Source organism: Bradyrhizobium sp. AUGA SZCCT0105, from assembly GCF_018129565.1.
In the GTDB taxonomy this organism is placed as follows: Bacteria; Pseudomonadota; Alphaproteobacteria; order Rhizobiales; family Xanthobacteraceae; genus Bradyrhizobium.
This window is the reverse complement of record NZ_JAFCMK010000001.1, coordinates 1,181,180-1,205,333: the sequence shown is the minus strand read 5'-3', so window position 1 is coordinate 1,205,333 and position 24,154 is coordinate 1,181,180. Positions and strand designations below refer to the sequence as shown.

General features: G+C 65.9%; 15 protein-coding genes. 2 read left to right on the top strand and 13 right to left on the bottom strand.

Annotated elements, in window-relative coordinates:
• Positions 1-43 precede the first annotated feature (43 nt).
• The 3 genes from JQ573_RS05590 to JQ573_RS05580 all read right to left on the bottom strand — a co-directional run bounded on the left by JQ573_RS05590 (position 44) and on the right by JQ573_RS05580 (position 3,456).
• Positions 44-493, bottom strand: a complete 450-nt coding sequence (locus JQ573_RS05590; RefSeq protein ID WP_212311348.1) for a hypothetical protein — start codon at positions 491-493, stop codon at positions 44-46.
• A 17-nt stretch (positions 494-510) separates the two neighbouring features.
• Positions 511-2,112, bottom strand: a complete 1,602-nt coding sequence (locus JQ573_RS05585) for a GMC family oxidoreductase (RefSeq protein WP_212311349.1) — start codon at positions 2,110-2,112, stop codon at positions 511-513.
• A 120-nt stretch (positions 2,113-2,232) separates the two neighbouring features.
• The gene (locus tag JQ573_RS05580) at positions 2,233-3,456 is read right to left on the bottom strand and encodes a cytochrome P450 (protein WP_212311350.1); all 1,224 of its coding nucleotides are present in this window, start codon (positions 3,454-3,456) and stop codon (positions 2,233-2,235) included.
• Between the two features lie 235 nt (positions 3,457-3,691).
• Here JQ573_RS05580 and JQ573_RS05575 point away from each other — a divergent pair, with 235 nt between their 5' ends.
• The gene (locus JQ573_RS05575) at positions 3,692-5,326 is read left to right on the top strand and encodes an NAD(P)/FAD-dependent oxidoreductase (protein ID WP_212311351.1); all 1,635 of its coding nucleotides are present in this window, start codon (positions 3,692-3,694) and stop codon (positions 5,324-5,326) included.
• A gap of 342 nt (positions 5,327-5,668) precedes the next feature.
• Here JQ573_RS05575 and JQ573_RS05570 read toward each other — a convergent pair whose 3' ends face one another.
• The 7 genes from JQ573_RS05570 to JQ573_RS05540 all read right to left on the bottom strand — a co-directional run bounded on the left by JQ573_RS05570 (position 5,669) and on the right by JQ573_RS05540 (position 16,961).
• The gene (locus JQ573_RS05570; RefSeq protein ID WP_212311352.1) at positions 5,669-8,974 is read right to left on the bottom strand and encodes a carboxyl transferase domain-containing protein; all 3,306 of its coding nucleotides are present in this window, start codon (positions 8,972-8,974) and stop codon (positions 5,669-5,671) included.
• A 17-nt stretch (positions 8,975-8,991) separates the two neighbouring features.
• Positions 8,992-9,876 carry an ABC transporter permease gene (locus JQ573_RS05565; RefSeq protein ID WP_212311353.1) on the bottom strand — a complete coding sequence of 295 codons (885 nt, stop codon included), beginning with the start codon at positions 9,874-9,876 and terminating at the stop codon, positions 8,992-8,994.
• A complete protein-coding gene (locus JQ573_RS05560; protein ID WP_212311354.1) occupies positions 9,873-10,829 on the bottom strand; it encodes an ABC transporter permease in 957 nt (318 codons plus the stop codon). Before JQ573_RS05560 ends, JQ573_RS05565 begins: the two co-directional genes overlap by 4 nt.
• A 3-nt stretch (positions 10,830-10,832) precedes the next feature.
• Positions 10,833-12,380: an ABC transporter substrate-binding protein gene (locus JQ573_RS05555; protein WP_212311355.1), complete on the bottom strand. Its 1,548-nt coding sequence runs from the start codon at positions 12,378-12,380 to the stop codon at positions 10,833-10,835.
• A gap of 71 nt (positions 12,381-12,451) precedes the next feature.
• Positions 12,452-13,456 (bottom strand): ABC transporter ATP-binding protein, encoded by a 1,005-nt coding sequence (locus JQ573_RS05550; RefSeq protein WP_212311356.1) that lies wholly within the window; start codon positions 13,454-13,456, stop codon positions 12,452-12,454.
• A complete protein-coding gene (locus JQ573_RS05545) occupies positions 13,453-14,529 on the bottom strand; it encodes an ABC transporter ATP-binding protein (protein ID WP_212311357.1) in 1,077 nt (358 codons plus the stop codon). The genes JQ573_RS05550 and JQ573_RS05545 overlap by 4 nt, the downstream gene beginning before the upstream one ends.
• A complete protein-coding gene (locus tag JQ573_RS05540) occupies positions 14,529-16,961 on the bottom strand; it encodes a CaiB/BaiF CoA-transferase family protein (RefSeq protein WP_212311358.1) in 2,433 nt (810 codons plus the stop codon). The genes JQ573_RS05545 and JQ573_RS05540 overlap by 1 nt, the downstream gene beginning before the upstream one ends.
• Before the next feature lie 244 nt (positions 16,962-17,205).
• Here JQ573_RS05540 and JQ573_RS05535 point away from each other — a divergent pair, with 244 nt between their 5' ends.
• Positions 17,206-18,420 (top strand): mandelate racemase/muconate lactonizing enzyme family protein, encoded by a 1,215-nt coding sequence (locus JQ573_RS05535; protein ID WP_212311359.1) that lies wholly within the window; start codon positions 17,206-17,208, stop codon positions 18,418-18,420.
• A 250-nt stretch (positions 18,421-18,670) separates the two neighbouring features.
• Here JQ573_RS05535 and JQ573_RS05530 read toward each other — a convergent pair whose 3' ends face one another.
• From JQ573_RS05530 to JQ573_RS05520, 3 genes are all read right to left on the bottom strand, one after another.
• Complete coding sequence (locus tag JQ573_RS05530) at positions 18,671-19,903, bottom strand: ABC transporter substrate-binding protein (RefSeq protein ID WP_249131226.1); 1,233 nt, start codon at positions 19,901-19,903, stop codon at positions 18,671-18,673.
• Positions 19,904-20,190: 287 nt separating this feature from the next.
• Positions 20,191-22,230, bottom strand: coding sequence for a hydantoinase/oxoprolinase family protein (locus tag JQ573_RS05525; protein WP_212311360.1), 2,040 nt, complete (start codon positions 22,228-22,230; stop codon positions 20,191-20,193).
• Between the two features lie 7 nt (positions 22,231-22,237).
• Positions 22,238-23,890 carry a hydantoinase B/oxoprolinase family protein gene (locus JQ573_RS05520; protein WP_212311361.1) on the bottom strand — a complete coding sequence of 551 codons (1,653 nt, stop codon included), beginning with the start codon at positions 23,888-23,890 and terminating at the stop codon, positions 22,238-22,240.
• Positions 23,891-24,154 lie beyond the last annotated feature (264 nt).

Below are 24,154 nucleotides of genomic sequence, written 5' to 3'. Positions count from 1 at the left end.
CAAGTGGTTACGCCCCGGCCCCGCCCTGCACCTGCCCGATCGGCTAGGGCGCCCGCCGCAGCGTGCCGCCGCGCGCTTTGACCGGATCGAGCAGCGACCAGTCGCCGTCCGGCAGCACGTGGCCCTTGGGGAACGGCGCACGCAGCTCGAGCCCGAGCGAGCGCAGCACGCGGTCGTCGCGGTAGTAGCATTGCAGCACGACGCGGACGAGCGTGGCGGCGGCAGCGCCGCCATGGCTGCGAAACTCCCGCGCCACCGCATCGCGCCTGGCCTCGTCGAGTTCGGCAAGCGGCTTGCCCGCAAGCTGCGCCAGATGATCCAGCGCCTGCGCGACCAGCGCCGTATCGCGGCCCAGCGTTGCGAGCATGTCGGCCTGGATCGCGGCATCATCCGCCCCCGGCACCCTGTACTCGGCGCTTTCGGGAACGATCATCGCGGCGACGGTGCGCAGATCGGCGCGCTGGGCTGCGGTCAGTTGCTTGCTATCGGACATGTCGGTCTCTGGCGGTCTCAGTCGAACAAATTGGCGAGGCGCTGCTTCATCTGGTCGGCGATGTAGAGCGCAAGGGCCTGGATGGTGGAGGTCGGGTTCACGCCGCCCGAGGTGACGAAGATGCTGCCGTCGACGATGAACAGGTTCTTCACGTCATGCGAGCGGCCCCATTCGTTGACCACGGAGCGCGCAGGATCGGTGCCCATCCGCGCCGTGCCGAGCAGATGCCAGCCGCCCCAGGGGATCGGATCGTTGATGCAGATGTCGGTGGCGCCCGCGGCCTCGAGAATCTCGCGGCCCCGCGCCAGGCCGTGGTCCATCATCTTCCGGCTGTTCGCGCTGATCGTGTAGTCGATCTTCGGCGCCGGGATGCCGTGGCTGTCCTTCAGCACAGGATCGAGCGTGACGCGGTTATGCTCTTCCGGCAGATCCTCGCAGATCGCCGACACCGCGAGGCGATGACCGTTGAGCTTGCGGAAGACGCGGTGATGATCCCCACCCCAGGGCAGGATGCCCTTCTGCTCGCTCGCGACCGCCTCGAACACCGGCCCGGCACCGCGACCGAACTGGATGCCGTAGCCGCGGACGAAGCCGCGCGACAGATCCGTATCGTAGAACTCCTTGCTCCACAGGCAGGTCGGCGGCGCGCGGTTGCTGTCGGTCGGCTCCTTCACGAAGCCGTAGACCTGCGCGTAGGGGTGGAACATCAGGTTCTTGCCGACCAGGCCCGACGAATTGGCGAGACCGTTCGGGAATTTTCCCGACACCGAATTGAGCAGCAGCCGCGGCGTGCCGACGCCGTTGCAGGCGATGATGACGACCTCCGCCGGCTGGAATTGCTCGACGCCATCCTTGTCGTAGTAGACGACGCCGGAGGCCATGCCCTGCTCGTTGGTCAGGATCTCCCGCACCCGGCAATGGGTCTTGAGCTCGACCCCGGCGCGGATCGCGTGCGGCCAATAGGTGATGTCGGTCGAGGCCTTGGCGCCCTGGGCACAGGCCGGCGTGCAGTGGCCGAGGTTAATGCAGCGCGCCCTGCCCTCGTAGTCCATCGTCGCAACCGTCGTGTCCGACGGCCACCAGTGCCAGCCGAGCTTGTTCATGGCCTTGCCGATCAGCGGGCCGGATAGCCCGAGCGGCTGCTGCGGCATCGGTGGATGGCTGAGCGGCGACAGCGGATCGCCCGACAGCCCCGAGACGCCCATCATGCGATCGTTCTCCTCGAAGAAAGGCGTGAGCGCGTCGTAGTCGATCGGCCAGTCGTCGGCGACGCCGTCGAGCGTCTTCACCTTGAAGTCGGACGGATGCAGCCGCGGCCAGTGCGCGGTGTACATCACGGTCGAGCCGCCGACGGCGTTGAAATTGACGACCTTGATCGGCGAATTGTCGTCATTGATCGGGTAGTCCTCGGGCCGCTTGCGGACATTCGGGCTGGACGACCACTCGCCGTAGAACTTCGCCTCCCAGTCGCGCCCGGTGCTCGGATATTCGGCAGGGTTCATCCAACCGCCCTGATCGAGGCAGAGGATGTGCATCTTGGTATCGGCGAGGCTCCACGCTATTGCGGCGCCGGAGGCGCCGGCGCCGATGATCAGGACGTCAACGGGATCGTTCTTCATTCTTGTTTCCTGGCGATTCTCCCGTCATTGCGAGGAGCGGAGCGACGACGCAATCCATGCTTCTGCGCATGACGCACGATGGATTGCTTTGCTTCGCTCGCAATGACGCGGTGATGCAGCTCAATTCACGATTCTCACCGGCAAGCTTCGTATACCGCGGATGAAATTGGAATAGAGCCTTTGCGGCGGGCCCATCAGCTCAAAACGCAGATCGCGCGCCAACACCTCCTCCCAGAGGATGCGCAATTGCTGCTCGGCGAGGCGGTCGCCGACGCAGCGGTGGACACCGGCGCCGAAGGCGAGGTGCTGGCGCGGCTTGGCGCGGTCGATGATGAATTCATCGGCACGCTCGATCTTGTCCTCGTCGCGATTGCCGGAGATGTACCACATCACCACCTTGTCGCCCTTCCTGATCCGGCGGCCGGCGAGCTCGACATCGTTGCGCGCGGTGCGGCGCATGTGCAGCACCGGCGTGTGGTAGCGGATGGTCTCAGAGACCAGGTTCGGGATCAGCTCCGGCCTCGCGCGGACCAGCTCGAACTGCCCCGGATTCTCGCACAGCGCCATCAGCCCGGCGGACATCGAGTTGCGCGTGGTGTCGTTGCCACCGACGATCAAAAGCCCGATCGTGCCGATGAACTCGCGCGGCTCCAGATTCCGCGTCGCTTCCGAATGCGCCAGCATCGAGATCAGGTCGAATGTCGGTGGCGCATCGATCCGCGCGTCCCAAAGCTTGCGGAAATATTCTCCCATCTTGACCAGCTCGGCGGTGCGTTCAGCCTCCGAATGCACCACCGCGTCGGGGGACTCGACATTGGCGATCGCGACATCGGACCACCAGGTCAGCTTGGCGCGGTCCTCAGCGGGAAAATCGAACAGCGTCGCCAGCATCATGTTGGTGAGGTCGACCGAGACCCGCTCGGCCCAGTCGAAGGTCTCGTTGCGCGGCAGTGCGTCGAGCACGGCCGCGGTGCGCTGGCGGATCAAGGCATCGAAATTGGCGAGGTTCGACGGCGCCACGATCGGCGCGACCGTGCGGCGCTGCGCGGTGTGGCCGGGCGGGTCCATGCGGATGAAGCTCGGCCGCTCCTGCCCCTTTGGCTGGTCAGCGACCTGGATACCGCCGAGCTCGGAGGCCGAGGAATAGTTCTGATGGTCCAGCTCGACCGCGAAGATGTCGTCGTAGCGCGTCACCGACCAGTACGGACCGTAGGCCGAGGCCTCGCAATAATGCACGGGGTCGTCGCGGCGGAGCTGCGCGAACAGCGGCCGCCAGGTGTCATCCTGATAAAGCCGGGGGTTGCTGACGTCTGTTGACGTCGGCGTGCGCAGCGCCTCTCCCATCGCTTCACTCCCACTGGTTCCGTCGCCGCTTGGCGGGCGATCGTCCTTGTCGGGCCGACGATAGAGGAAATCCCGCGGCTGAGTAAAGCCGCAGGGCGGAGCATCCGCCGCGCGGAATGCGGAGAGGCCGGCGCACCCGGCAAATCGCGATGGCAGCCCCGCTGTTCGATGTTTGTCGGCGGCAAGAAGACCGGCTAGCCTTGCCGGCAATCAACCCATCAGGGAGCGACGACAGGTGGCCGCATTGCGCCAGGACAACAGCCCGCAGTCGGCTGCGCTGGACTACGACGTCATCATCATCGGCGCCGGCCTGTCCGGCATGTACCAGCTCTACCGGCTGCGCGAGCTCGGCCTCTCGGTGCGCGTGTTCGAGGCCGGCACCGGCGTCGGCGGCACCTGGTACTGGAACCGCTATCCCGGCGCGCGGTTCGATTCGGAGAGCTACTCCTACGGCTACTCGTTCTCGAAGGAGCTGCTCGAGGAATGGGAATGGTCGGAGCATTTCGCCGGCCAGCCCGAGACCCTGCGCTACTGCAATTATGTCGCCGACAAGTTCGATCTGCGCCGCGACATCCAGTTCGAGAGCCGCGTCACGTCCGCGATCTACCAGGACGACACGCGAAGCTGGCAGGTCACACTGGAGAACGGCGCGCGCCATAGCTGCCGATTCCTGATCTCCGCAATCGGCCCGTTGTCGACGCCCACCCTGCCGCGCGTCGAGGGCCGTGACGACTTCAAGGGCCAGTCGTTTCACACCGCGCGTTGGCCCAAGGAGAAGGTGGATTTTGCCGGCAAGCGCGTCGCCGTGATCGGCACCGGCGCGACCGGCATCCAGACCATCCAGACCATCGCCGGCGAGGTCGGCCACCTCACCGTGTTCCAGCGCACCGCCAACTGGGCGGCGCCGCTGCACAACGGCAAGATCGATGCGGAGACGCAACGCAGGATCAAGGCCGGCTATCCCGAGATCTTTGCGCGCTGCAAGGAGACCTTCGCCTGCTTCGTGCATACGCCCGATCCGCGCGGCGCATTCGAGGTCAGCGACGCCGAGCGCGAGGCGTTCTACGAGAAGCTCTACGGCGAGCGCGGCTTCGGCATCTGGCAAGGCAACTTCAAGGACATCCTGATCGACCGCAAGGCGAATGCGACGATCAGCGACTTCGTCGCGCGCAAGATCCGCGAGCGCGTCAGGGATCCGGAGGTCGCCGAGAAGCTGATCCCGACGAATCACGGCTTCGGCACGCGGCGGCTGCCGCTCGAGACCTTCTATTACGAGGTCTACAACCGCGACAATGTCGAGCTCGTCGATCTGAAGCAGACGCCGATCGAGCGGATCACGCCCGAGGGCATCCGGACCGCCGACAAGGACTACGCCTTCGACATCATCATCTACGCCACCGGCTTCGATGCCATCACCGGCAGCTTCGACAAGATCGATCTCCGCGGCGCGCAGGGCGCGCGGCTGAAGGAGAAGTGGGCGCACGGCCCGGAAACCTATCTCGGGCTGATGGTCGACGGCTTTCCCAACATGATGATGCTGATGGGCCCGCACACCGCGCTCGGCAACATCCCGCGCAGCATCGAATACAGCGTCGACTGGGTCACCGGCCTGCTCCGCTTCGCACAGGAGAAAGGCCTGACCTTCCTCGACGCCACCCCCGAGGGCACCGCGGGCTGGACCGATCACGTCAAGGCGCTCGGTGTCGGACTTTTGTCCAACGAGGTCGATTCCTGGATGACCGGCATCAACCGCAACATCGAAGGCAAGCAGAGGCGCATCGTCGCCCGCTACAGCGGCAGCGCGCCGGCGTATCGCGCGCGGTGCGATGAGGTGGCGGCGAAGGGATATGCGGAGTTGAGGTTGGGGTGAGCTTGGGATCGCTCTCTCGATGAAGCGAGGCGCCTACCCATCCACCGCCGTCGCCCTGGCGAAGGCCAGGACCCATAACCACCGCATTCAGTGATGAACGGGATCGCGGCCCCAGCGTCGCGCAACAATCAATATTTGGGGTAATGGGTCCTGGCTTTCGCCAGGACGACGATGGGATGGTTGGCAATTCAAGACGTCGAAAAATGCGGTGTCATCACCCGCGCATGCGGGTGATCCAGTATTCCAGAGACAGTGGTTATCGAGCCGATCGGCCGCGGCGTACTGGATCGCCCGGTCGAGCCGGGCGATGACAGTTGGGTTGGGGACGCAGCTTCGCCCTCGCTACCACGCATCAATACACGGCCGCTTACGATGCGTCCGCGGCTCTACCTTCGGCACCGAGCGGAGGCCGGCCATGATCCAATGCCGGGTATCGGCGGGGTCGATCACCTCGTCGATCTCGAGCACCGAGGCGATCGAGACTGCCTTGCCGTTGGCGTACAGCTCGGCGACCTTGGTCTGGAAATACTTTTCGCGCTCCACCGGGTCCGCGATCGCCTCCATCTCCTTGCGGAAGCCGAGGCGGACATACCCCTCGAGGCCCATGCCGCCGAATTCGCCGGTCGGCCACGCCACCGTGAAGAACGAGGCGTGGAAGCCGCCGCCGATCATCGATTGGGCGCCGAGACCGTAGCCTTTGCGCAGCACGATTCCAAACAGCGGCACCGTGATGCTGGCGCCGGTGACGAACATCCGCGCGACGTGGCGCACGATCGCGGTCTTCTCGGCCTCGGGGCCAACCATGAAGCCCGGCGTGTCGCACAGCGAGACGATCGGGATGTCGAAGGCATCGCACAGCTGCATGAAGCGCGCGGCCTTGTCGCCGGCCGCAGCGTCAATCGCGCCGCCGAGATGTTTTGGATTGTTGGCGATCAGGCCGAACGGCTTGCCCTCGATGCGGATGAAAGCCGTGATCATGCCGACGCCGAAATCCCTGCGGATCTCCAGCACCGAACCTTCGTCGGCCATCAGGTCGATCACGTTGCGGATGTCGTAGACCCTGAGGCGATTTTCCGGGATCGCCCGGCGCAGCAGCCGCTGGTCCGGCGCCTTCCAGTCCTGCACCGCGCCCTGGAAGTAGGACAGATATTTCTGCGCGACCGTGGTCGCCTCTTCCTCGTCCTCGACCAGGATGTCGATCACGCCGTTCGGCGACTGGAACGAGACCGGGCCGACCTCGGCGGGATGGTAGACGCCAAGCCCGCCGCCTTCGATCATCGCCGGACCGCCCATGCCGATCGAGGCATTTTTGGTGGCGATGATGACGTCGCAGACGCCGAGCATCGCGGCGTTGCCGGCGAAGCAATAGCCCGAAACGACCCCGATCACGGGCACGAGCCCCGACAGCTTGGCGAACTGCACGAAGGACGGGCCGTCGAGGCCGGTCATGCCGAGCCGGTCGGTATCGCCGGGACGGCCGCCGCCGCCCTCGGCGTAAAACACCAGCGGCATGCGCCACTGCTCGGCAAGACCGAGCATGCGGTCGATCTTCTTGTGGTTCATATGGCCCTGGGTGCCGGCGAGCACGGTGTAGTCGTAGGAGATCACCATGCAGCGCGCGCCGTCAGCGCCGAAATCCCCGGCGTTGACGGTGGCGACACCGGCGATCAGGCCGTCGGCCGGCGTGTTCTTGATCAGGTCCTCGACCTTGCGGCGGCGGCGCTGCGCCGCGATCGCAAGCGAACCGTATTCGACGAACGAGCCCTCATCGACGAGCTGCGCGATGTTCTCGCGCGCGGTTCGCTGGTTGGTCTTGCGGCGGCGCTCCACCGAGGCCGGACGGTTCTCGTCCAGCGTGATCGCCTTGCGCGCGATCAGCTCGCCGAGGTCCGGGCGGATATGATCGAGATCGATCGCAGCCTCTTCTGCCGTAGCATGGCCGTCGACCTCGGCCGGCTCGAGGAACAGGATCGGCTCGCCATGCATCAGGGTGACGCCGGGGCCGCCCGCGATCTTGGTCACCCGGCCACCATGCGGCGCGGTGACGAGATGCTCCATCTTCATCGATTCCAGCACCGCGATCTGCTGGCCGGGACGAACCAGATCGCCCTCCGCGACCTCGATCGCGACGATCGTGCCCTGCAGCGGCGCCGGCACCGGGAGTGATCCTTCGGGCGCCACCGTGGCGACGGCCGTGGCCGTGGCTACCTCGCTGACCTCGACCAATGGCGCGGCGAGATCCCTGGCCGTGCCGACCAGCGCCGCGACATGAGTATCGATGAAGTTGGTGCTGATCTTGTTCCGGGCAAAGCTCTGGTGCGCCAGGATTGCGCCGAGGAATGGAATGTTGGTGGCGACGCCGCCGATGCGGAATTCGCGCAGGGTGCGCGCCGCCTTGTGCACCACGTCGGTCCATTTCGGGCTCGGCGAATGCACGATGACTTTTGCGAGCAGCGAGTCGAACGCGGCGCTGGTCCGGTAGCCGGAATAGCCGAACGTATCGACGCGGACGCCGGGTCCGGACGGCAGGTCGAACACATTGAGCGTGCCGCCGGTCGGTTTTGTCACCCCCTTCTCGTCCATCACCTCCATGTTGACGCGCAGCTGCATCGCATAGCCGCGCGGCAGCGGAACGGCGGCCTGTGCCAACCCGAGCGAAGCCAGCGTGGCGCCGGCGGCGACCGCAAGCTGCGAACGCACGAGGTCGATGCCAAGCACCGCCTCGGTGACGGTATGCTCGACCTGCAGCCGCGGATTGGCCTCGATGAAGGCGAAGGCGCCCTCGCCCTTGCTTTCCTCCGCCTCGTCATCGACCAGGAATTCGAAGGTGCCGAGATTGTCGTAGCGCGCGGCAGAGGCGAGCTGCTTTGCCGCCTCGATGATGCGCGCACGCAGGCTCTCGCTCAGCGACGGGCTCGGCGCCACCTCGATGAGCTTCTGGTTGCGGCGCTGAATGGTGCATTCGCGCTCCCAGAGATGGCTGATCGCGCCATGACGATCGCCGATGATCTGCACCTCGATATGACGCGCCTTGCGGATCAGCCGCTCGACATAGACCGCATCGTTGCCGAACGCCGCCTTGGCCTCCGACTGGCAGCGCGCATAGGCTTCATCGAGCTTCGCCAAATCCTCGACCACCCGCATGCCGCGCCCGCCGCCGCCCGCGATCGCCTTGATCATCACGGCGGCATTCGCGCCGAGCGAGGTGAAGAAGGCCTTTGCCTCGTCGAGTGTCGTTGCGCCGGAGGTGCCGGCGATAATCGGCACGTCGCACTTTTTGGCCAGCGCCTTTGCCTTGGCCTTGTCGCCGAACAGATCGAGCGCCTCCGGCGACGGCCCGACGAAGGTGATCTTCTCCTCGGCACAGCGCCGCGCCAGCTGGGTGTTCTCGCTGAGGAAGCCGTAGCCCGGATGCAACGCGTCGCAGCCCGTGGCTCTGGCCGCCGCGATGACCGCCTCGATGTCGAGATAGGCCCGCGCGCCGCGGCCGGGAATCTCGTGGCTCGCGTCGGCGGATCGGACGTGCAGCGAGGCGGCATCATCGGCGGGATAGATCGCGAGCGTCGCGATACCGCTCTCGGCCGCGGCGCGGGCAATGCGGATCGCGATCTCACCGCGGTTGGCAATCAGCAGTTTCTTGAACGACATAACGGTTTCACCTGAGCTCAACGATCCTTCATGGTCGGATCGAGCACAACACGCAAGGATTCCCCGAGCGCATTGAACGCCAGGGAGACGACGAGAATGGCAAGGCCCGGCGCATACATCTGCTCCGGAGCGATTTCCATATATTGATAGGCGCGCGCCAGCATGGCGCCCCAGCTCGGGTCCGGCGGCTGGATGCCGAGGCCGAGGAACGACAGGCTGGCCTCCGCCAGCAGCGCCGCGGCGAGCAGCAGCGTCACCTGCACGATGACCGGTTGCAGCGTATTCGGCAGCACGTGGCGCCACAGCACATGCCAGGTCGGCGCGCCAAAACCCCGCGACGCGTCGACATAGAGCTCCTGCCGCACGATCAGCGTGCGGGCGCGGACGATGCGCGCCAGCGCCGGAAACATCGTGATGCCGATCGCGATCATGCCGTTGGTAAGCCCAATGCCGAGCGCGCCGGTGACCGCGATCGCCAGCACGATGGCGGGGAACGACAGGAAGGTGTCGATGATCCGGCTGATGATGTCGTCGATCCAGCCGCCGAAATAGCCGGCGATCAGGCCGACGGGCAGCCCGATCAGAACCGCGACGCCGACCGCAAGCAGGCTGGCATAGACGGTGGCCGGCGCGCCGTAGATCAGGCGCGAGAAGATATCGCGGCCGAGATCGTCGGTGCCGAGCAGATGCAGCGGGCCCGGCGGCGCCAGCATGTTGTTGACGTCCTGCGCGGTCGGCGCATAGGGCGCGATCCAGGGCGCGCCGATCGCGACGACCACGAGCACCGAAAGCACCAGGATCGACAGCGCGGCGCGGAGATCGCCGGCGAGCCAACGCAGGAAACGGCGAAGCCGGGTCGGCTTTGCGGGCATCTTCAGCGGAGCGAGCGCGGTGTCGGTCATTGCTCGATCCTCGGATCGACCGCGGCACAGAGGAGATCGGTGATCAGATTGACCGCGATCACGACGACCACCATGGTGAAGACGACGCCTTGCACGATCGGGAAATCGCGCTGGATCGCGCCGCGCACGATCAGGCTGCCGAGACCGGGAATGGCGAACACCGCCTCGATCACGACGGTCGCCGCCAGCATGCGGTTCACCAGCAGGCTGATGATGGTGAGCAGATTGACGCCGACATTCTTCAGGCCGTGCTGCCAGAGAATCCGCGACATCGAGAGCCCCTTGGCATGCAGCGTGCGGACATATTGCGACGACAGCACCTCCAGCAACGCACCGCGCAGCTGGCGCGCGACCTCGGCCATGCCATAGGCCGCGATCGCGATCGCAGGCAGCAGTGCGTGCCGGATCGCATCGATCGGCGAGGCGCTGAAGGATTTTGCGCCGGTCGCCGGCAGCCAGTTCAGCTTCAGCGAGAACTCCGCCACCAGGATCATCGCAAGCCAGAAACCGGGCACCGCGACACCGAGCGAGGCGATCATGCTGATCAGCTTGTCGACCCCGCCGTTCGGCTTGATCGCGGCCATCACGCCCATCGGAATGCCCGTGACCAGCGCCAGCAGCAGCGCGATCACGACGATCAAGAGCGTATTCGGGAAGGCGCGGCCGATCGAGACGGCAACCTTCTCGCCGGTCAACAGCGATTGCGAGAGATCGCCCTGCGCGACATGGCCGAGCCAGGCGCCATATTGCACCAGGAACGGCCGGTCGAGGCCGTAGATCTGCCTGATCTCGGTGATCCGCGCATCGGTCGCGTTGTCGCCCGCCAGCGTCACGGCGATGTCTCCGGGCACCAGCTTGAGCAGCGCGAACACCATGAAGGTCGCGAGCAGGATCACAGGCAGCGCCTGCACGAGGCGGCTGCCGATGACCTTGACTGGTGACCGTCGTGCCATGGTTCAGCCTTCGAGCCAGACGTCGTCGTATTTCGGCTTGCCCAGCAGATTGGGCCGATAGCCCTGCACCTTCTTGTTCATGGCGACCAGCTCGAACTGGAACGCCAGCGGCACGACGAAGGCGTTCTCCATCACCAGCCGCTGCACGGTGGCGAAGGCCTTACGCCTGACCTCGATGTCTTCCGATGCGCGCGAGTCCTTGATCGCGGCTTCGAGCTCAGGAGGCACCGGCGCGCGGCCGGCATTGTAGTAGGCGTCCTTGGTGAACATCAGCGAGTAGGTCAGGCTCGGATCGGGCCGCCCGGTCCAGGCCGAGAGCAGCCCCGCCCCCTTCTTCTCCGCACCGAAGAAGGCCGCGGAAGCTTCCGCGATCGGGGCATTGACGAAACGCACGCCGATGCCGGCCTTGCGCAATTGCTCGATCAGGATCTCCTGACGCTGAACCGAATCCTGGTCCGGATAGCCGCCGAGCTCGATCTGGGTGCCCTCCTTGAAGCCGGCCTCGGCGAGCAGCTTGCGCGCTCGGTCGGGATCATAGGGATAGAGTTTTGCGACTTCGGCGTCATACGCCCAATGCGCCTTCGGCAGGTTCATGTAGGCGGGCTCGGCGAGGCCGGCGAGCGCGGCCTTGACAAAGGACTCGCGATCGATCGCGAAGTTGAGCGCCTGGCGGACCTTGACGTTGTCGAACGGCGGCTTGGCCCAGTTGAGGAAGATCTGGAGCACGTAGAGCGTCGGGCCGTGCACCACCTTGACGCTCGAGGCGCGCTCGATGATCGCCTTCTGCCGCGGCGGCAATTGATAGATCAGATCGTTCTGCCCGGCGGTGACCGAGCGCGCGCCGGTGGTGAGCTCGGGAATGATCGAGAACTCGATGCTGTCAGGACAGGGCCGGTCCGGCTTCCAGTATTTCTCGTTGCGCTTGACCACGATCTTCTCGCCGTCGGCCCAGCTGACGAAGGCATAGGCGCCGGCGCCGACCGGCTTGCGCGTCACGACGCCGCCCTCGGCCGCCTTCAGTGCCGTCGGCGACACCATCATGCCGGCGCGATCGGAGAGAATGCCCGGCAGCGCCGTATCCGGCGTCTTCAGCTTCAAGGTGACCTGCTGCGGCCCGGTGACTTCGACCGCGTCGACCGAGAGCAGATCGGCCTTGATGTTCGACTTCGCATCGCCGCGGTTGCGATCGAGGTTGAACTTGACGGCTTCGGCATCGAGCGGCGTGCCGTCATGGAAGCTGACGCCTGAGCGGATGTTGAGCACCAGCGTATTGGGATCGGTGAACTTCCAGCTTTCGGCGAGCCCCGGCTTCGGCTTCAGCGTCTCGAAATCCCATTCGACCAGCGTGTCGTACATCGTGAACAGGAAGGCGTGGTCGGAGCCGGCGCCGCCGGTTGCCGGATCGAGGCTCGACGGATTGGCCGGCGCTGATATCCGCAAGGTGCCGCCCTTCTTCGGCGCGGCTTGCGCAAACGCGCGGCCACCGAGCGTGGTGCTCGCGAGCGCGCCCGAGATCAGCGCCATGGCCTCGCGTCGTGTCGTCATCGTCATGGCGTTGTCTCCAGTTTGGTTTGGAGCATGATCTTGTCGGAAAACCGCTTCACACTTTTCCGGATCATGCTCTAGTTGTTCGAAAAATCGGGGCGGACGGCGAAATGGCAGGCCACCCAGTGATCGGGCTTCAGCTCGCGCCACTCCGGCACACGCTCGGTGCAGAGCGGCTGCGCGTGCGGGCAGCGGGTGCGGAAGCGGCAGCCTGACGGCGGATCGATCGGACTCGGCACCTCGCCCTGCAGCACGATGCGGCTCTCCTGCCGCATCGCCGACGGCAGCGGCCGTGGCTCGGCGGAAAGCAATGCGATCGTGTAGGGATGCAACGGCCGCTTGGCGACCTCTTCAGTGGGCCCGAGCTCGACGAACTGACCGAGATACATCACAGCGACGCGCTCGCTGATATGCGAGACCACGGCGAGATCATGGGTGATGAAGACATAGGTCAGGCCGAGATCGCGCTGCAGATCGGCAAACAAATTGAGCACGTCGCCGCGGATCGACATGTCGAGCGCGGCCACCACCTCGTCGCAGACGATCAGTTTCGGCTTCAGCGTCAGCGCGCGGGCGATCACGACGCGCTGCTTCTGGCCGCCGGACAGCTGGTGCGGATAGCGCTCGCCGAACTCCTGCGGCAGGCCGACCCGCTCCAATGCCTCCCGCGCTAGGCGCTCGCGATCAGTGCGGCTGCCGACACGAGCGAGTTCCAGCGGCTCCAGCACCGACGCCAGGATGGTCATGCGCGGGTTCAGCGCGGCGTTCGGATCCTGGAAGATGATCTGGTAGTCGCGGCGATGATTTTGAAATTCCCGGCGCGACAGTGCCGTCGGATCGATGCCGTCATGCAGGATGGCGCCCGCGCTGGGGTTGAGCAGAAACACCAGCGCGCGGCCGATCGTGGTCTTGCCCGAGCCTGACTCGCCGATGATGCCGAAGGTCTCGCCGCGGCGGACGTCGAAATTGACGCCGTCGACCGCCTTCACGGTCGCGCGGCGGTCCGAGGTCTGGAAGCGGACCTGGAGGTCGCGCACCGAGACGATGGGCTCGTCGCGCTGTTCAGCGGATGCTGCGGTCATTGCGTCGCGACCTTCGCAGCCATCGGCACATCGGGCGGATGCAGCGCGCCGGGCAGATTGAGCTCGGCAAAGCGCCAGCAGCGCACCTTGCGGCCGCCGCCGGCGTCCTGCAGCGTCTGCTCGGCCTCGCAGCCCTTCGCGGCATGGGCGCAGCGGGCGCGGAAGCGGCAGCCGGCAGGCATCTCCGCGATCGACGGCACCCGGCCCGGGATCGACGGCAATCGGCCGTGGCGCGGGCTCAAATGCGGCAGCGAGCGCAAGAGCCCCGACGTATAGGGATGCAGCGGCCGCACCAGCGCCTCGTCGACGGTGGCGTCCTCGATCACCTCGCCGGCATACATCGTGATCATCCGCGTGCAGGTCTCGGCGACGACGCCGAGATCGTGGGTGATCAGCATCAGCGCCGTCTTCGAGGTCTCGCTGATGTCGCGCAACAATTCGAGGATCTGCGCCTGCACGGTGACGTCGAGCGCGGTGGTCGGCTCGTCCGCGATCAAAAGCTGGGGCCCGCAGATCAGGCTGGCAGCAATCATCACACGCTGGCGCATGCCGCCGGAGAGCTGATGCGGATAGTCGTCGATCCGCCGCTCGGGCGAGGCGATGCCGACGCGGCGGAGCATCTCCAGCGTCTTCGCGCGGGCTTCCTCGTAGGAAACGTCCGTATGGACGCGCAGCGTCTCCGCGATCTGGTGACCGACGGTGAAGACCGGATCGAGCGCGCTCATCGGCTCCTGGAAGATCATCGCGATCCGCTTGCCCCGGATCGCGCGCATCTGCCGCGCGCTGCAGGAGGCGAGATCGGTGCCGTCGAACAGGATCTTGCCGTCGAGCCCGGCAAAATTGCCCGGCAACAGCCGCAGGATCGACAGGCCGGTGATGGTCTTGCCGCAGCCGCTCTCGCCGACGATGCCGACCCGCTCGCCGGGCGCGATGTCGAAATCGATCCGGCGCGTCGCCTGCCAGATGCCCTGCGACGTCTTGAAACGGATGCCGAGCCCGCGCACGGACAGCAGCGGCCGCGCGCCGTCGCGCGCACCCTCCGCCTTGCGCCCTGTCGGCTGGCCTGCCTCCATCAGCCCGCCGCCCGCTTCTTCTCTTGCACCAGCTGCTCCTCCATCAGCATCTCGGTGCCGATAATGCCCTCGCGGCTGAGCTCCTCGAGCTCGGCGTCGGAGAGGCCGAGCATACCGGAGAGGATCTCGCGATTATGCTCGCCGAGCGTCGGCGGCACCGAGCGGATCGCAAACGGTGCATCGCCCTCGCGAAACGGCATCGACGGCTGCGGATGTTTGCCGATGAAGGCGCGGTCGACCTGCTGGATGAAGCCGCGGGCGTCGAGCTGCGGGTCGTCGAGGAGATCGATCGGCAGCCGCGCGACGCCGGAGGCGACACCGGCAGCTTGCAGCGCGGTCATCGCCGCATCGGCATTGCGTGCAGAGGTCCAGGCCTCGATCGCAGCCTCGATCTCGGATTCGATGGCGCGGCGGCCCGCGGCCGTCCTGAGCGTCGCGTCCGCCGCCCAGTCGTCGCGGCCGAGCAGCCGTGCGAGCCTGGGCCACATCGCGTCGTCGGACACCGCCACGACGATCCAGTTGTCCTCGCCATCGCAGCGAAAGCAGCCATGCGGCACGAAATCCGGATGGCGGTTGCCGTATTTCGCAGGCTGCTTGCCGTCGATCGAATGCGCGACGATCCAGGGCGCGGCAAACGGCATCATACATTCGATCTGCGCGAGATCGATGAACTGGCCCTGCCCCGTCAGCTTTGCGTGGATCAACGCGGTCAGCACCGCGGCAGCGCCGTTGAGGCCGCCGACGGCATCGCCGAACGCGGTATGGCTCATCACAGGCGGGCCGCCGGCATCGCCGACCACACTCGGCAGGCCGGAGCCCTGCTCCAATGTCGAGCCGTAAGCGCGGCAGTCGCGGTGCACGCTGCCGGCGCCGAACGCCGACATCGACATCATTACGAGCTTCGGATTGATCTTGCTCAGAACCTCGTAGCCGAGGCCGAGCTTGGGCAGCACCTCGACCGAATAATTGTCGACCACGAGATCGGCATCGGCGAGCAGGCGCTTCGCCAGCGCGAGGCCCTTCGGCCGGGTCAGATCGAGCGTGATGCCGCGCTTGTTGCGGTTCATGATGCAGTAGCGGACCGACTTCTCGTACATCTGCTCCAGCACATAGGCCGGGCGGCGATCGACGCCGCGCCACCAGTCCGGATACTGGGTCGCCTCGATCTTGATCACGTCGGCGCCGAGATCGGCGAGCGTGCGGGTGCAGATCGGCCCGGCCCAGCCCATCGAGAAGTCGACCACGCGGATGCCCTCGAGCGGCAGGTGATTGGTCGGAGCCGGCTTCGGCGCCGGCACACGCGGCGCGGCATCGCGCCTCGCCTGCTGCTCGCCGAGATCAGGCACGCGGCCGCCATGCAGCGGCGGCGTTCCGGTCAGCCGCTGCATCGTGCCGGCGGAAAAGCCGGTCTCGTCGCCGACCGTGATCGGGACAATCGCACCGCGGGCGCGCTTCTCTTCATCAGCAATGAGATCCGCGATCTCCGGCACCGGCACGATCGGGATCTTGCGCTTGAGACCCTCGGCAAACCATTCCTGCGCGGTGCGCTGCTTCAGCTTCGGCAGGATCTTGCCTTCGATCTCGGCGACGCGTTGCAGCCGGTCGACGCCCATGACCAGTGTCGGATCGTCGCACAAATCGGTGAGCCCAAGCATCTCGCAGAACGCGCGCCATTGCGCCGGGGTCACCGTGGTGACGCCGAGCCAGCCCTGCTTGGTCTCGTAGATGCCGACCGGAAAGGTCGGCCAGAACCGGTTGACGCCGATCCGCCGCATGATGTCGCCGCGCTGGAACGCCTCGAACATGATGTATTCGGTGACGGCGATAGAGGCCTCGAACAGGCTGAGATGGCTTTCGCGCCCGCGCCCATCCTGCATGCGGCCGAGCACCGACGAGGCGGCCGCGATGAAGCCCCACAGCCCGCCGAGAATCCCGGTCTGGAAATCCGGCGCGTGCATCGGCGGCCCTTGCTCGGGGCCGACCAGCTTCACGAGCCCCGTGAGTGCGCGGATCGTGGAGTCGGTCGCGGCGAAATCGGCATAGGGACCGCGATCGCCGAACCAGGCGAGGTCGAGATGGATCAGGCCCGGATTGTTCCGCTTGACCGCATCGAGATCGATGCCGGGACAATTGGCCGCATCGATGCCGCGCCCATCGAGCAGGATGTCGCAGCCGGTGATCAGCTCATGCAGGCGCGACGTGGCGCTCGCGTCGTTCTGGTCGAGCACGACACTCGACTTGTTGAAATTGAGAAACGCAAACCATGCGCTGTGCCCCTGCGGCGTCAGCGGCGCAGCGCGGCGAAGCGGATCGCCCGCGGGCGGCTCGACCTTCTGCACATCGGCGCCGAAATCAGCGAACAGCCGCGCGCAATAGCTGGTCGCCGCAGCGCTTCCGATCTCGACTATCCGCAGATGCGACAACGCACCCATCACGCTTCCTCGCGACAAAATGACCAGCCGATGCCATCGGCTGATTCAGTTTCTTGTTGCGTGAACTTGAAGCCGCGCCGACTGTGTGATGCAAGTGGAATTTTCTTCCGCTTGACGGAATTCACGCGATTGCTGCTGCACTTTGCAACAAGCGTGCGCTGACGGTCTGCCGCCGTGCGGTTGACGCATTGCTCGATCCGCTATTGTGCTCTCTTCAACACCAACAAACGCCGGGCAGGAAACCATGAGCAAATCCACCACCATCAAAAGTGTCGAGACGCTCGCCTGCGATGCCGGCTGGCGGAATTATCATTTCGTCAAGGTGACGACGTCAGAGGGGCTGGTCGGCTGGAGCGAATATGACGAGGGCTTTGGCGCGCCCGGTGTGACCGCGGCGATCGAGCGGCTGTCGGCACGCGTGGTCGGCAAGAACGCGTTCGAGCATGAGCGCATCTATGTCGAGCTATTCGCCGCAACGCGCCCCGCCGCCGGCGGCGTGGTGGCGCTGGCGCTCGGGGCGATCGAGAACGCGCTACTCGACGTCAAGGCCAAGGCGCTCGGCGTGCCCTGCTACGACCTGCTTGGCGGCAAGATCCGCGACCGCGTGCGGGTCTATTGGTCGCATTGCGCGACCTGGCGCATCAATCATCCGGATTGGTACAAGCCGCCAATTACCGATCTCGACGGCGTCAAGGCGATCGGCGCCGAGGTGCGCGAGAAGAAATTCTCGGCGATGAAGACCAATATCTTCGTCTACACGGATGGCAAGCCGCAAGGCTGGCGCCCCGGCTTCGGCTCGCCGTTCCAGCCCGAGATCAATGTCGACCGCAATGTGCTGCGCAATCTCTGCATGCATCTGGAGGCGATCCGCGACGGCGCGGGGCCGGATGTCGACCTCCTGCTCGACCTCAACTTCAACGCCAAGACCGAAGGCTATCTCAAGATCCTGCGCGCCATCGAGAAGATAGACATGTTCTGGGTCGAGATCGACACCTTCAACCCGCAGGCGCTCGGCTACATCCGCCGCCAGAGCCGGCACCCGATCTCGTCCTGCGAGACGCTTTTGGGCCTGCGCGAGTTCCTGCCCTACTTTACCGAGCAGGCGATGGATGTCGCGATCATCGACACGCCGTGGAACGGCGTCTGGCAGTCGATGAAGATCGCCGCGGCCGCCGAGCATTTCGAGGTCAACGTCGCGCCGCATAATTTCTACGGCCACCTCTGCACCATGATGAACGCGCATTTCTGCGCGGCGGTGCCGAACCTGCGCATCATGGAAACCGACATCGATCGGCTGGCCTGGGACCACGAGCTGTTCACCCACGTGCCGGAGTTCGTCGACGGCCATCTCGTGATCCCGGATCGCCCGGGCTGGGGCACCGAGCCAAACGAGGAAGGCCTGCGCGCGCATCCGCCGCAGAACAAGGGCGGGCTGCTGAACTACGGGCTGAAGAAGTAAGCGGTCACGCTATCAGACCCGTCATCCTGAGGTGCGAGCGGAGCGAGCCTCGAAGGATGCACGGCCCACCAGCCGGGCCGTCGACCCTTCGAGGGCCGCTGAAGAAGCGGCCACCTCAGGGTGACGGTGATGGAATGGCGGGTGCGGCTTAGCAGCGTCGTCATTGCGAGGAGCGATCGCGACGAAGCAATCCACGCCGCCACCGTGGCGCGGCGGATTGCTTCGCTTCGCTCGCAATGACGTTGCCCCCTCAATTATCCTCACGCACCGGCGTGAACGCGCTTTCGATCACGTCGCCGATCGGCTGCCAGGCGTTGCCGTCGAACTGCACCAGCCGCATCTGTTTGATCGGGCGGAAATCCTTCGGCCCGGTGTTGATCACGATCCCGGGCAACGCGATCGGGCTCTGGTAGTCCTTCAGCGAGGCGGCCTGCCGCATGATGTTCTCGCGCGACAGGTCGTCGCCGCACTGACGCAGCACCTGCATCAGCGTGTCGGCGGCGGCGTAGCCGAACACGGCGTAGATGTCGTCCTTGTCGCCGTCGGGATAGTATTTGTCCATGAAGGCGTCCCACGCCTTGATCTGCGGATCGTTCTTCCAGGAGGCGTCGCCGGCATCCTTCAGGAACGAGGTCGAGATCACGCCAAGCGAGTTCTGCAGGCCCGCCGGCCGCAACGCGCTGGCGATCGAGGCCGACGCGTTGTCGAGGATGAACACCGGGTGCCAGTCGAGGTCCGCCGCCACGCGGATCGCGCGGGCCGCGATCGCCGGCGCGCCGTCGAACACCAGGATGTCGGCGCCGGAGCCTTTCAGGATTCCGACCTGGTTCTGGATCGCGGTCTCCGACGCGTCGAAGGCGAGATCGGCAACGATCATGCCCGCGGTGTCGCCGAGCCCCTCCTGCAATCCCCGGAACAGATCGCGGCCGAACTGGTCGTTCTGCCACAGTACCGCGATCTTGCGCGACGGATAGGCGGCCTGGATGTAGTTGGCGTAGATCCGCCCCTCGGCGCGGAAGGTCGGCTGCCAGCCCATGGTCCAGGGAAAGGTTTTGGGATGCGCCCACTCCTCGTCGCCCGAGGCAACGAACAGCTGCGGGATGTTCTTCTCGTTAAGGTACTTTCGCACGGCGAGATTGCTCGGCGTGCCGAACGAGCCGAACATCAACAGCACGTCCTGCTTCTCGACAAGATCGCGGGTCTGCTCGATCGCGGTCTTCGGATTGGAGCTGTCATCGACCGAGACGAACCTGACCTTGCGGCCGTTGATGCCGCCATGCTCGTTGACCATGTCGAAATAGGCCGCTTCCGCCCGCCCGATGGTCGCGAACGCCGCGAGCGGCCCCGTGTAGGGCATGACATTGCCGACACGGATCTCGCTGCTGCCAGCGCTCTGTGCCTGCTGGGCGTGCAACGGCGCCGCCGCCAGCATCGCTGCGAAGGCGAGCGAAATCGCAAGCGTCGTTTGTCGTTTTGTTTGCATCAACATCGCCACAAACGCCAGCAGCAACCGGCGCTCCCTCCCGAGGAGGCGACCTTATCGCCCAAGCCAATGCGGGGAAAATGAAATGTTGATGCGGAGGCGGACCTCTCTTCACCTCTCCCGCTTGCGGGGTCGAGACGAGCGAAGCTCGCTCTTAGGTCGGATTGCATCGAAGATGCAATCCGGGTGGGGGCTCCTTCCACATAATGGTGGTCCGACTCGCGGCGAGACCCCCACCCCAACCCTCCCCCGCAATCGGGAGAGGGAGCGCAGTTCCAGCATGGCGATCAGCGCAATGTTATGTCGAGCCAGCCCAGCGGGTTGACCGTGACGCGGTCGCCGCTGTCGACCAGAACCGTGGTGGTTTCGGCCTCAATGATCGCGGGACCAGCGAGCGCATGGCCCGGCTTGAGATCGTCGAGCGCGTAGACCGGCACCTCGCGCCAGGCACCGAACCAGGCCTGCCGCTTGCCGCGCGGCGTGCAGGGTGCGACTGAGGCGGCCTCGCCGACATCGCCGCCGCCGCGCGCCACCTTGCCGACCGCGGCGACCCGGGCGTTGACGAACACCACCTCCTGCCCGCGCGAGGCATAGGTGTAGAGTTCCTCGTGGCGGCGATGGAAGCGCTCCTCGATCTGCGCCACGAGGTCCGCGGCGCCGAGATCGAGGTCGCCGAGTGGCACATCGATCTCGAACACCTGCTCGCCGTAGCGCATCTCGGCCGAACGCTCGATAGCGATGTCGCCCTTGAACCAGTCGCGCAGCCGCCCCGCCGCCTGCTCCTCCAAACCGGCGAACAGTGCCCTCACCTCGTCGGCGGAGATCCGTCCGGTGCCGTAATGGGTGCGGCTCACCTCGTAGCGCAGGTCGCTGGTCAGCATGCCCCAGGCCGACAGCACCGAGGCGACCGTCGGCACGATGATGCGCTTGATCTCGAGCTCGCGCGCGACTTCGGCCGCATGCATGCCGGCGGCGCCGCCGAAGCTGAGCAGCGCGAATTTGCGGGGGTCGACGCCGCGGCGCAACGTCATCAGGCGGATGCCGTCGGCCATCTTCAGATTGATCATCTTGTAGATGCCGGCGGCAGCCTCGATCCGCGATAGCTCGAGCGCCTCCGCAATGCGATCAACCGCGGCTTCCGACGCCCCGCGATCGAGCGGGCGCGCGCCGCCCATGAAGGCGGCGGCATCGAGATAGCCGAGCACGACATTGGCATCGGTGACGGTGGCAGCTAGGCCGCCATTGCCGTAGCACGCCGGGCCCGGTACCGAGCCCGCGCTCTCCGGCCCGACCCGCAGCGTGCGACCGCCGTCGACACCGGCAATCGAGCCACCGCCGGCCGCGATGCTGGCGATGTCGAGGCTGCGCAGCGCGATGCGCTGTCCGGCCAGCATGCCGTCGGCCGACAGCGAGGCTTCGCCGTCGGCAATCAGCGAGATGTCGGTCGAGGTGCCACCCATGTCGAACGGCACGAGATCGGGAATCCCGAGCATCTCGGCGCAGCGGCGGCTGCCGGAGATGCCGCCGGCCGGGCCCGACAGCACGGTGCCCGCCGCGAGCCGCGAGGCTTCCTCCACCGGCGCCATGCCGCCATGCGACAGCACGACGAACAGCGAGCCTTTGAAGCCGGCCTCATGCAGGCTGCGCTCCAGATTGGTGAGATAGCGTCGCACCGTCGGCGCGACATAGGCGTTCACGATCGTGGTCGAGACGCGCTCATATTCCTTGATCTGCGGCAGCACGTCGCTGGAGCGCGACACGCTGACATCGGGCAGCTCCTTCGCCAGCCGCTCGACCGCGGCGAGCTCATGCGCCGGGTTGAGATAGGCGTGCAGGAAACAGACCGCGATCGAGTTCGCACCGGACCGTTTCACCTCGGCGATGACATCGCCAAGCGCTGTGGCATCGAGTGCAACCGCCGCGCTGCCGTCGGCCTTCAGCCGCTCGCGCACGCCAAACCGTCGCTCCCGCGGCACCAATGGCTCGGGCGGCGGCGTGCGCAGATCGTAGCGATCCGGCTTCAGCCCCTCGCGCATCTCGACGACGTCGCGATGGCCCTCGGTGGTCAGCAGCGCGACCCTGGCGCCCTTGCGCTCGAGCAGCGCATTGGTCGCAACCGTCGTGCCGTGCACCAGCCGATCGGTCGCGGCGAGCATCGCCGCGCGCGTGACGCCGAGGCGGCGCGCCAGCTCCTCAAGTCCCGCCATGACGCCGATCGACTGATCGGCCGGCGTGGACGGTGATTTCGCGAAAACGGTCCGCCCGGTTTGATCCGTCGCAACCAGGTCGGTGTAGGTGCCGCCGACGTCAACCCCAATCGTGTACATCGCTGCCCTATACCGCTTTCGAAACCAGACCTTGTGCGACGTCGCGCGCCCGCGCCTCCGCCGTTCGCTTCTCGGATGGACCCCAGCCACCGCCACCGGACGAGCGGATCTCCAGGCAATCGCCGGGGCGCAGCTCGATGCCGACCTCCTTGGTCTTCAGCACGCGCGGCGCGCGGCCTTCCGACAAGAGGCGATAGTGATGCGGCTCGCCGTCCTTGCCACCGAGCATGCCGCAGGGGCCGTGGCGCGCGCCGTCGCCGGCGGTGTTGCCCTTGGCGGGCTTTGCCGTCTCCAGCACCATGTCGAGCGCCACGCCGAGCCCGCCACGGTGCTGGCCATCGCCGCCGGAATCCGGCCGGAACTCGTGCTGGCGGAAATACAGCGGAAATCGCACCTCGGCGACCTCGATGCTGCCGAATTTGAGCCCGCCGACCGAGTGCCACTCGCCGATCGAGGAATAGCCGTCGCCGCCCGGCGATGCGCCGCCGCCCGGCCGCGCCTGGAACATGTGCCAGATGAAATTGCGTCCGTTGCGCGGATCCTCGCCCTGGATCGCGATGCGGAAGCGGCGACCCCAGCCGCCCATCACCCGATCCGGACAGGACGCCGACATCGCCTTGATGATCGCTTCAACGATCTCGTTGGAGGGATGGCTGGTGCACAAGGTCACGGGGCGGCCAGGATCGGCCCACACGATGGTGCCCTGCTTCGCCACCACCTTGAGCGGCCGCAGCGCGCCGGTGTTCTTCGGGATGTCGGCGTCGATCAGATAGGCAAAGGCCATCGCCACCGCCGCCTGCATGTTGGCGTGCGAGGAATTCACAAAACTCGTCGACTGCGGATCGGAGCCGGTGAGATCGACCTCGATGTCACTGCCCTTCTTGGTCACCTTGGCCGCGATCTTGATGTCGGTGCGGCCGTGACCGTCATCATCGAGCAGGGCTTCGCCATAGAACACGCCATCCTTCCATGTGGACACCACGGCGCGGGTCTGCTGCTCGGTGGCATCAAGAATGGCCTCAATCGCGGCCTCGACCGTCTCGGCACCGAACTCGCTGAACAGTTTTGAGACGCGGCGCTCGCCGAGATGCGCGGCACCCAGCATCGCCGCAAGGTCGCCGCGGAATTCTCTGGGATTGCGGATGTTGAGCGCCAAAAGGTCGAGCAGGTCCTCACGCGGCTTGCCGGCCTCATAGAGCTTGATCGGCGGAATCCGAATGCCTTCCTGATAGATCTCGGTCGCAGCGGGATTGTAGGCGCCATGGGTGGCGCCGCCGATGTCGCTCTGATGCGCGCGCACGATGGTCCAGAGCAATCGCTTGCCGCCGTCGAACACCGGCACGAAGGCGGTGAGATCGGGCAGATGGCTGCCGCCATGATAGGGATCGTTGAGCAGGATGACGTCGCCGGGCGCGACATCCTTGAAGCGTTCCTCGACCGCGAGCGTCGCCCAAGGTAAGGCACCGACATGGACCGGGATGTGATCGGCCTGCGCGATCAGCCGCCCGCTGGTGTCGCAGATCGCCAGCGAAAAATCGCGGCTGGAATTGAGGATCTGCGAATAGGAGGTGCGAAGCATGGCTTCGCCCATCTCCTTCACGATCGACGACAGGCGGTGCTGGACCACGGAGCGGGTGATTGGATCGATCTTGGCGGACATCTTGGCCTTGTTGGCGCGTGCGATTGCGCGGCGAGGATCGAGGAACCGGCCGAGTGGAACCGGAATTCCCTCTTATAGCCAGTGGCTTGCCGATCGCAAATCGGCCGGTTCGGCCGGAACGGACCATTCGGCCGATCAGCAAGTCGTGATCGACAATCTTTGACCCGGCGACGGAATAGAACTCACACCACCGCGTCCCACCCATGCAAGCCAACTGGATCGCGGGGGCCCTCCGCGACAACCTTCAGGGTGAAACATGATGAT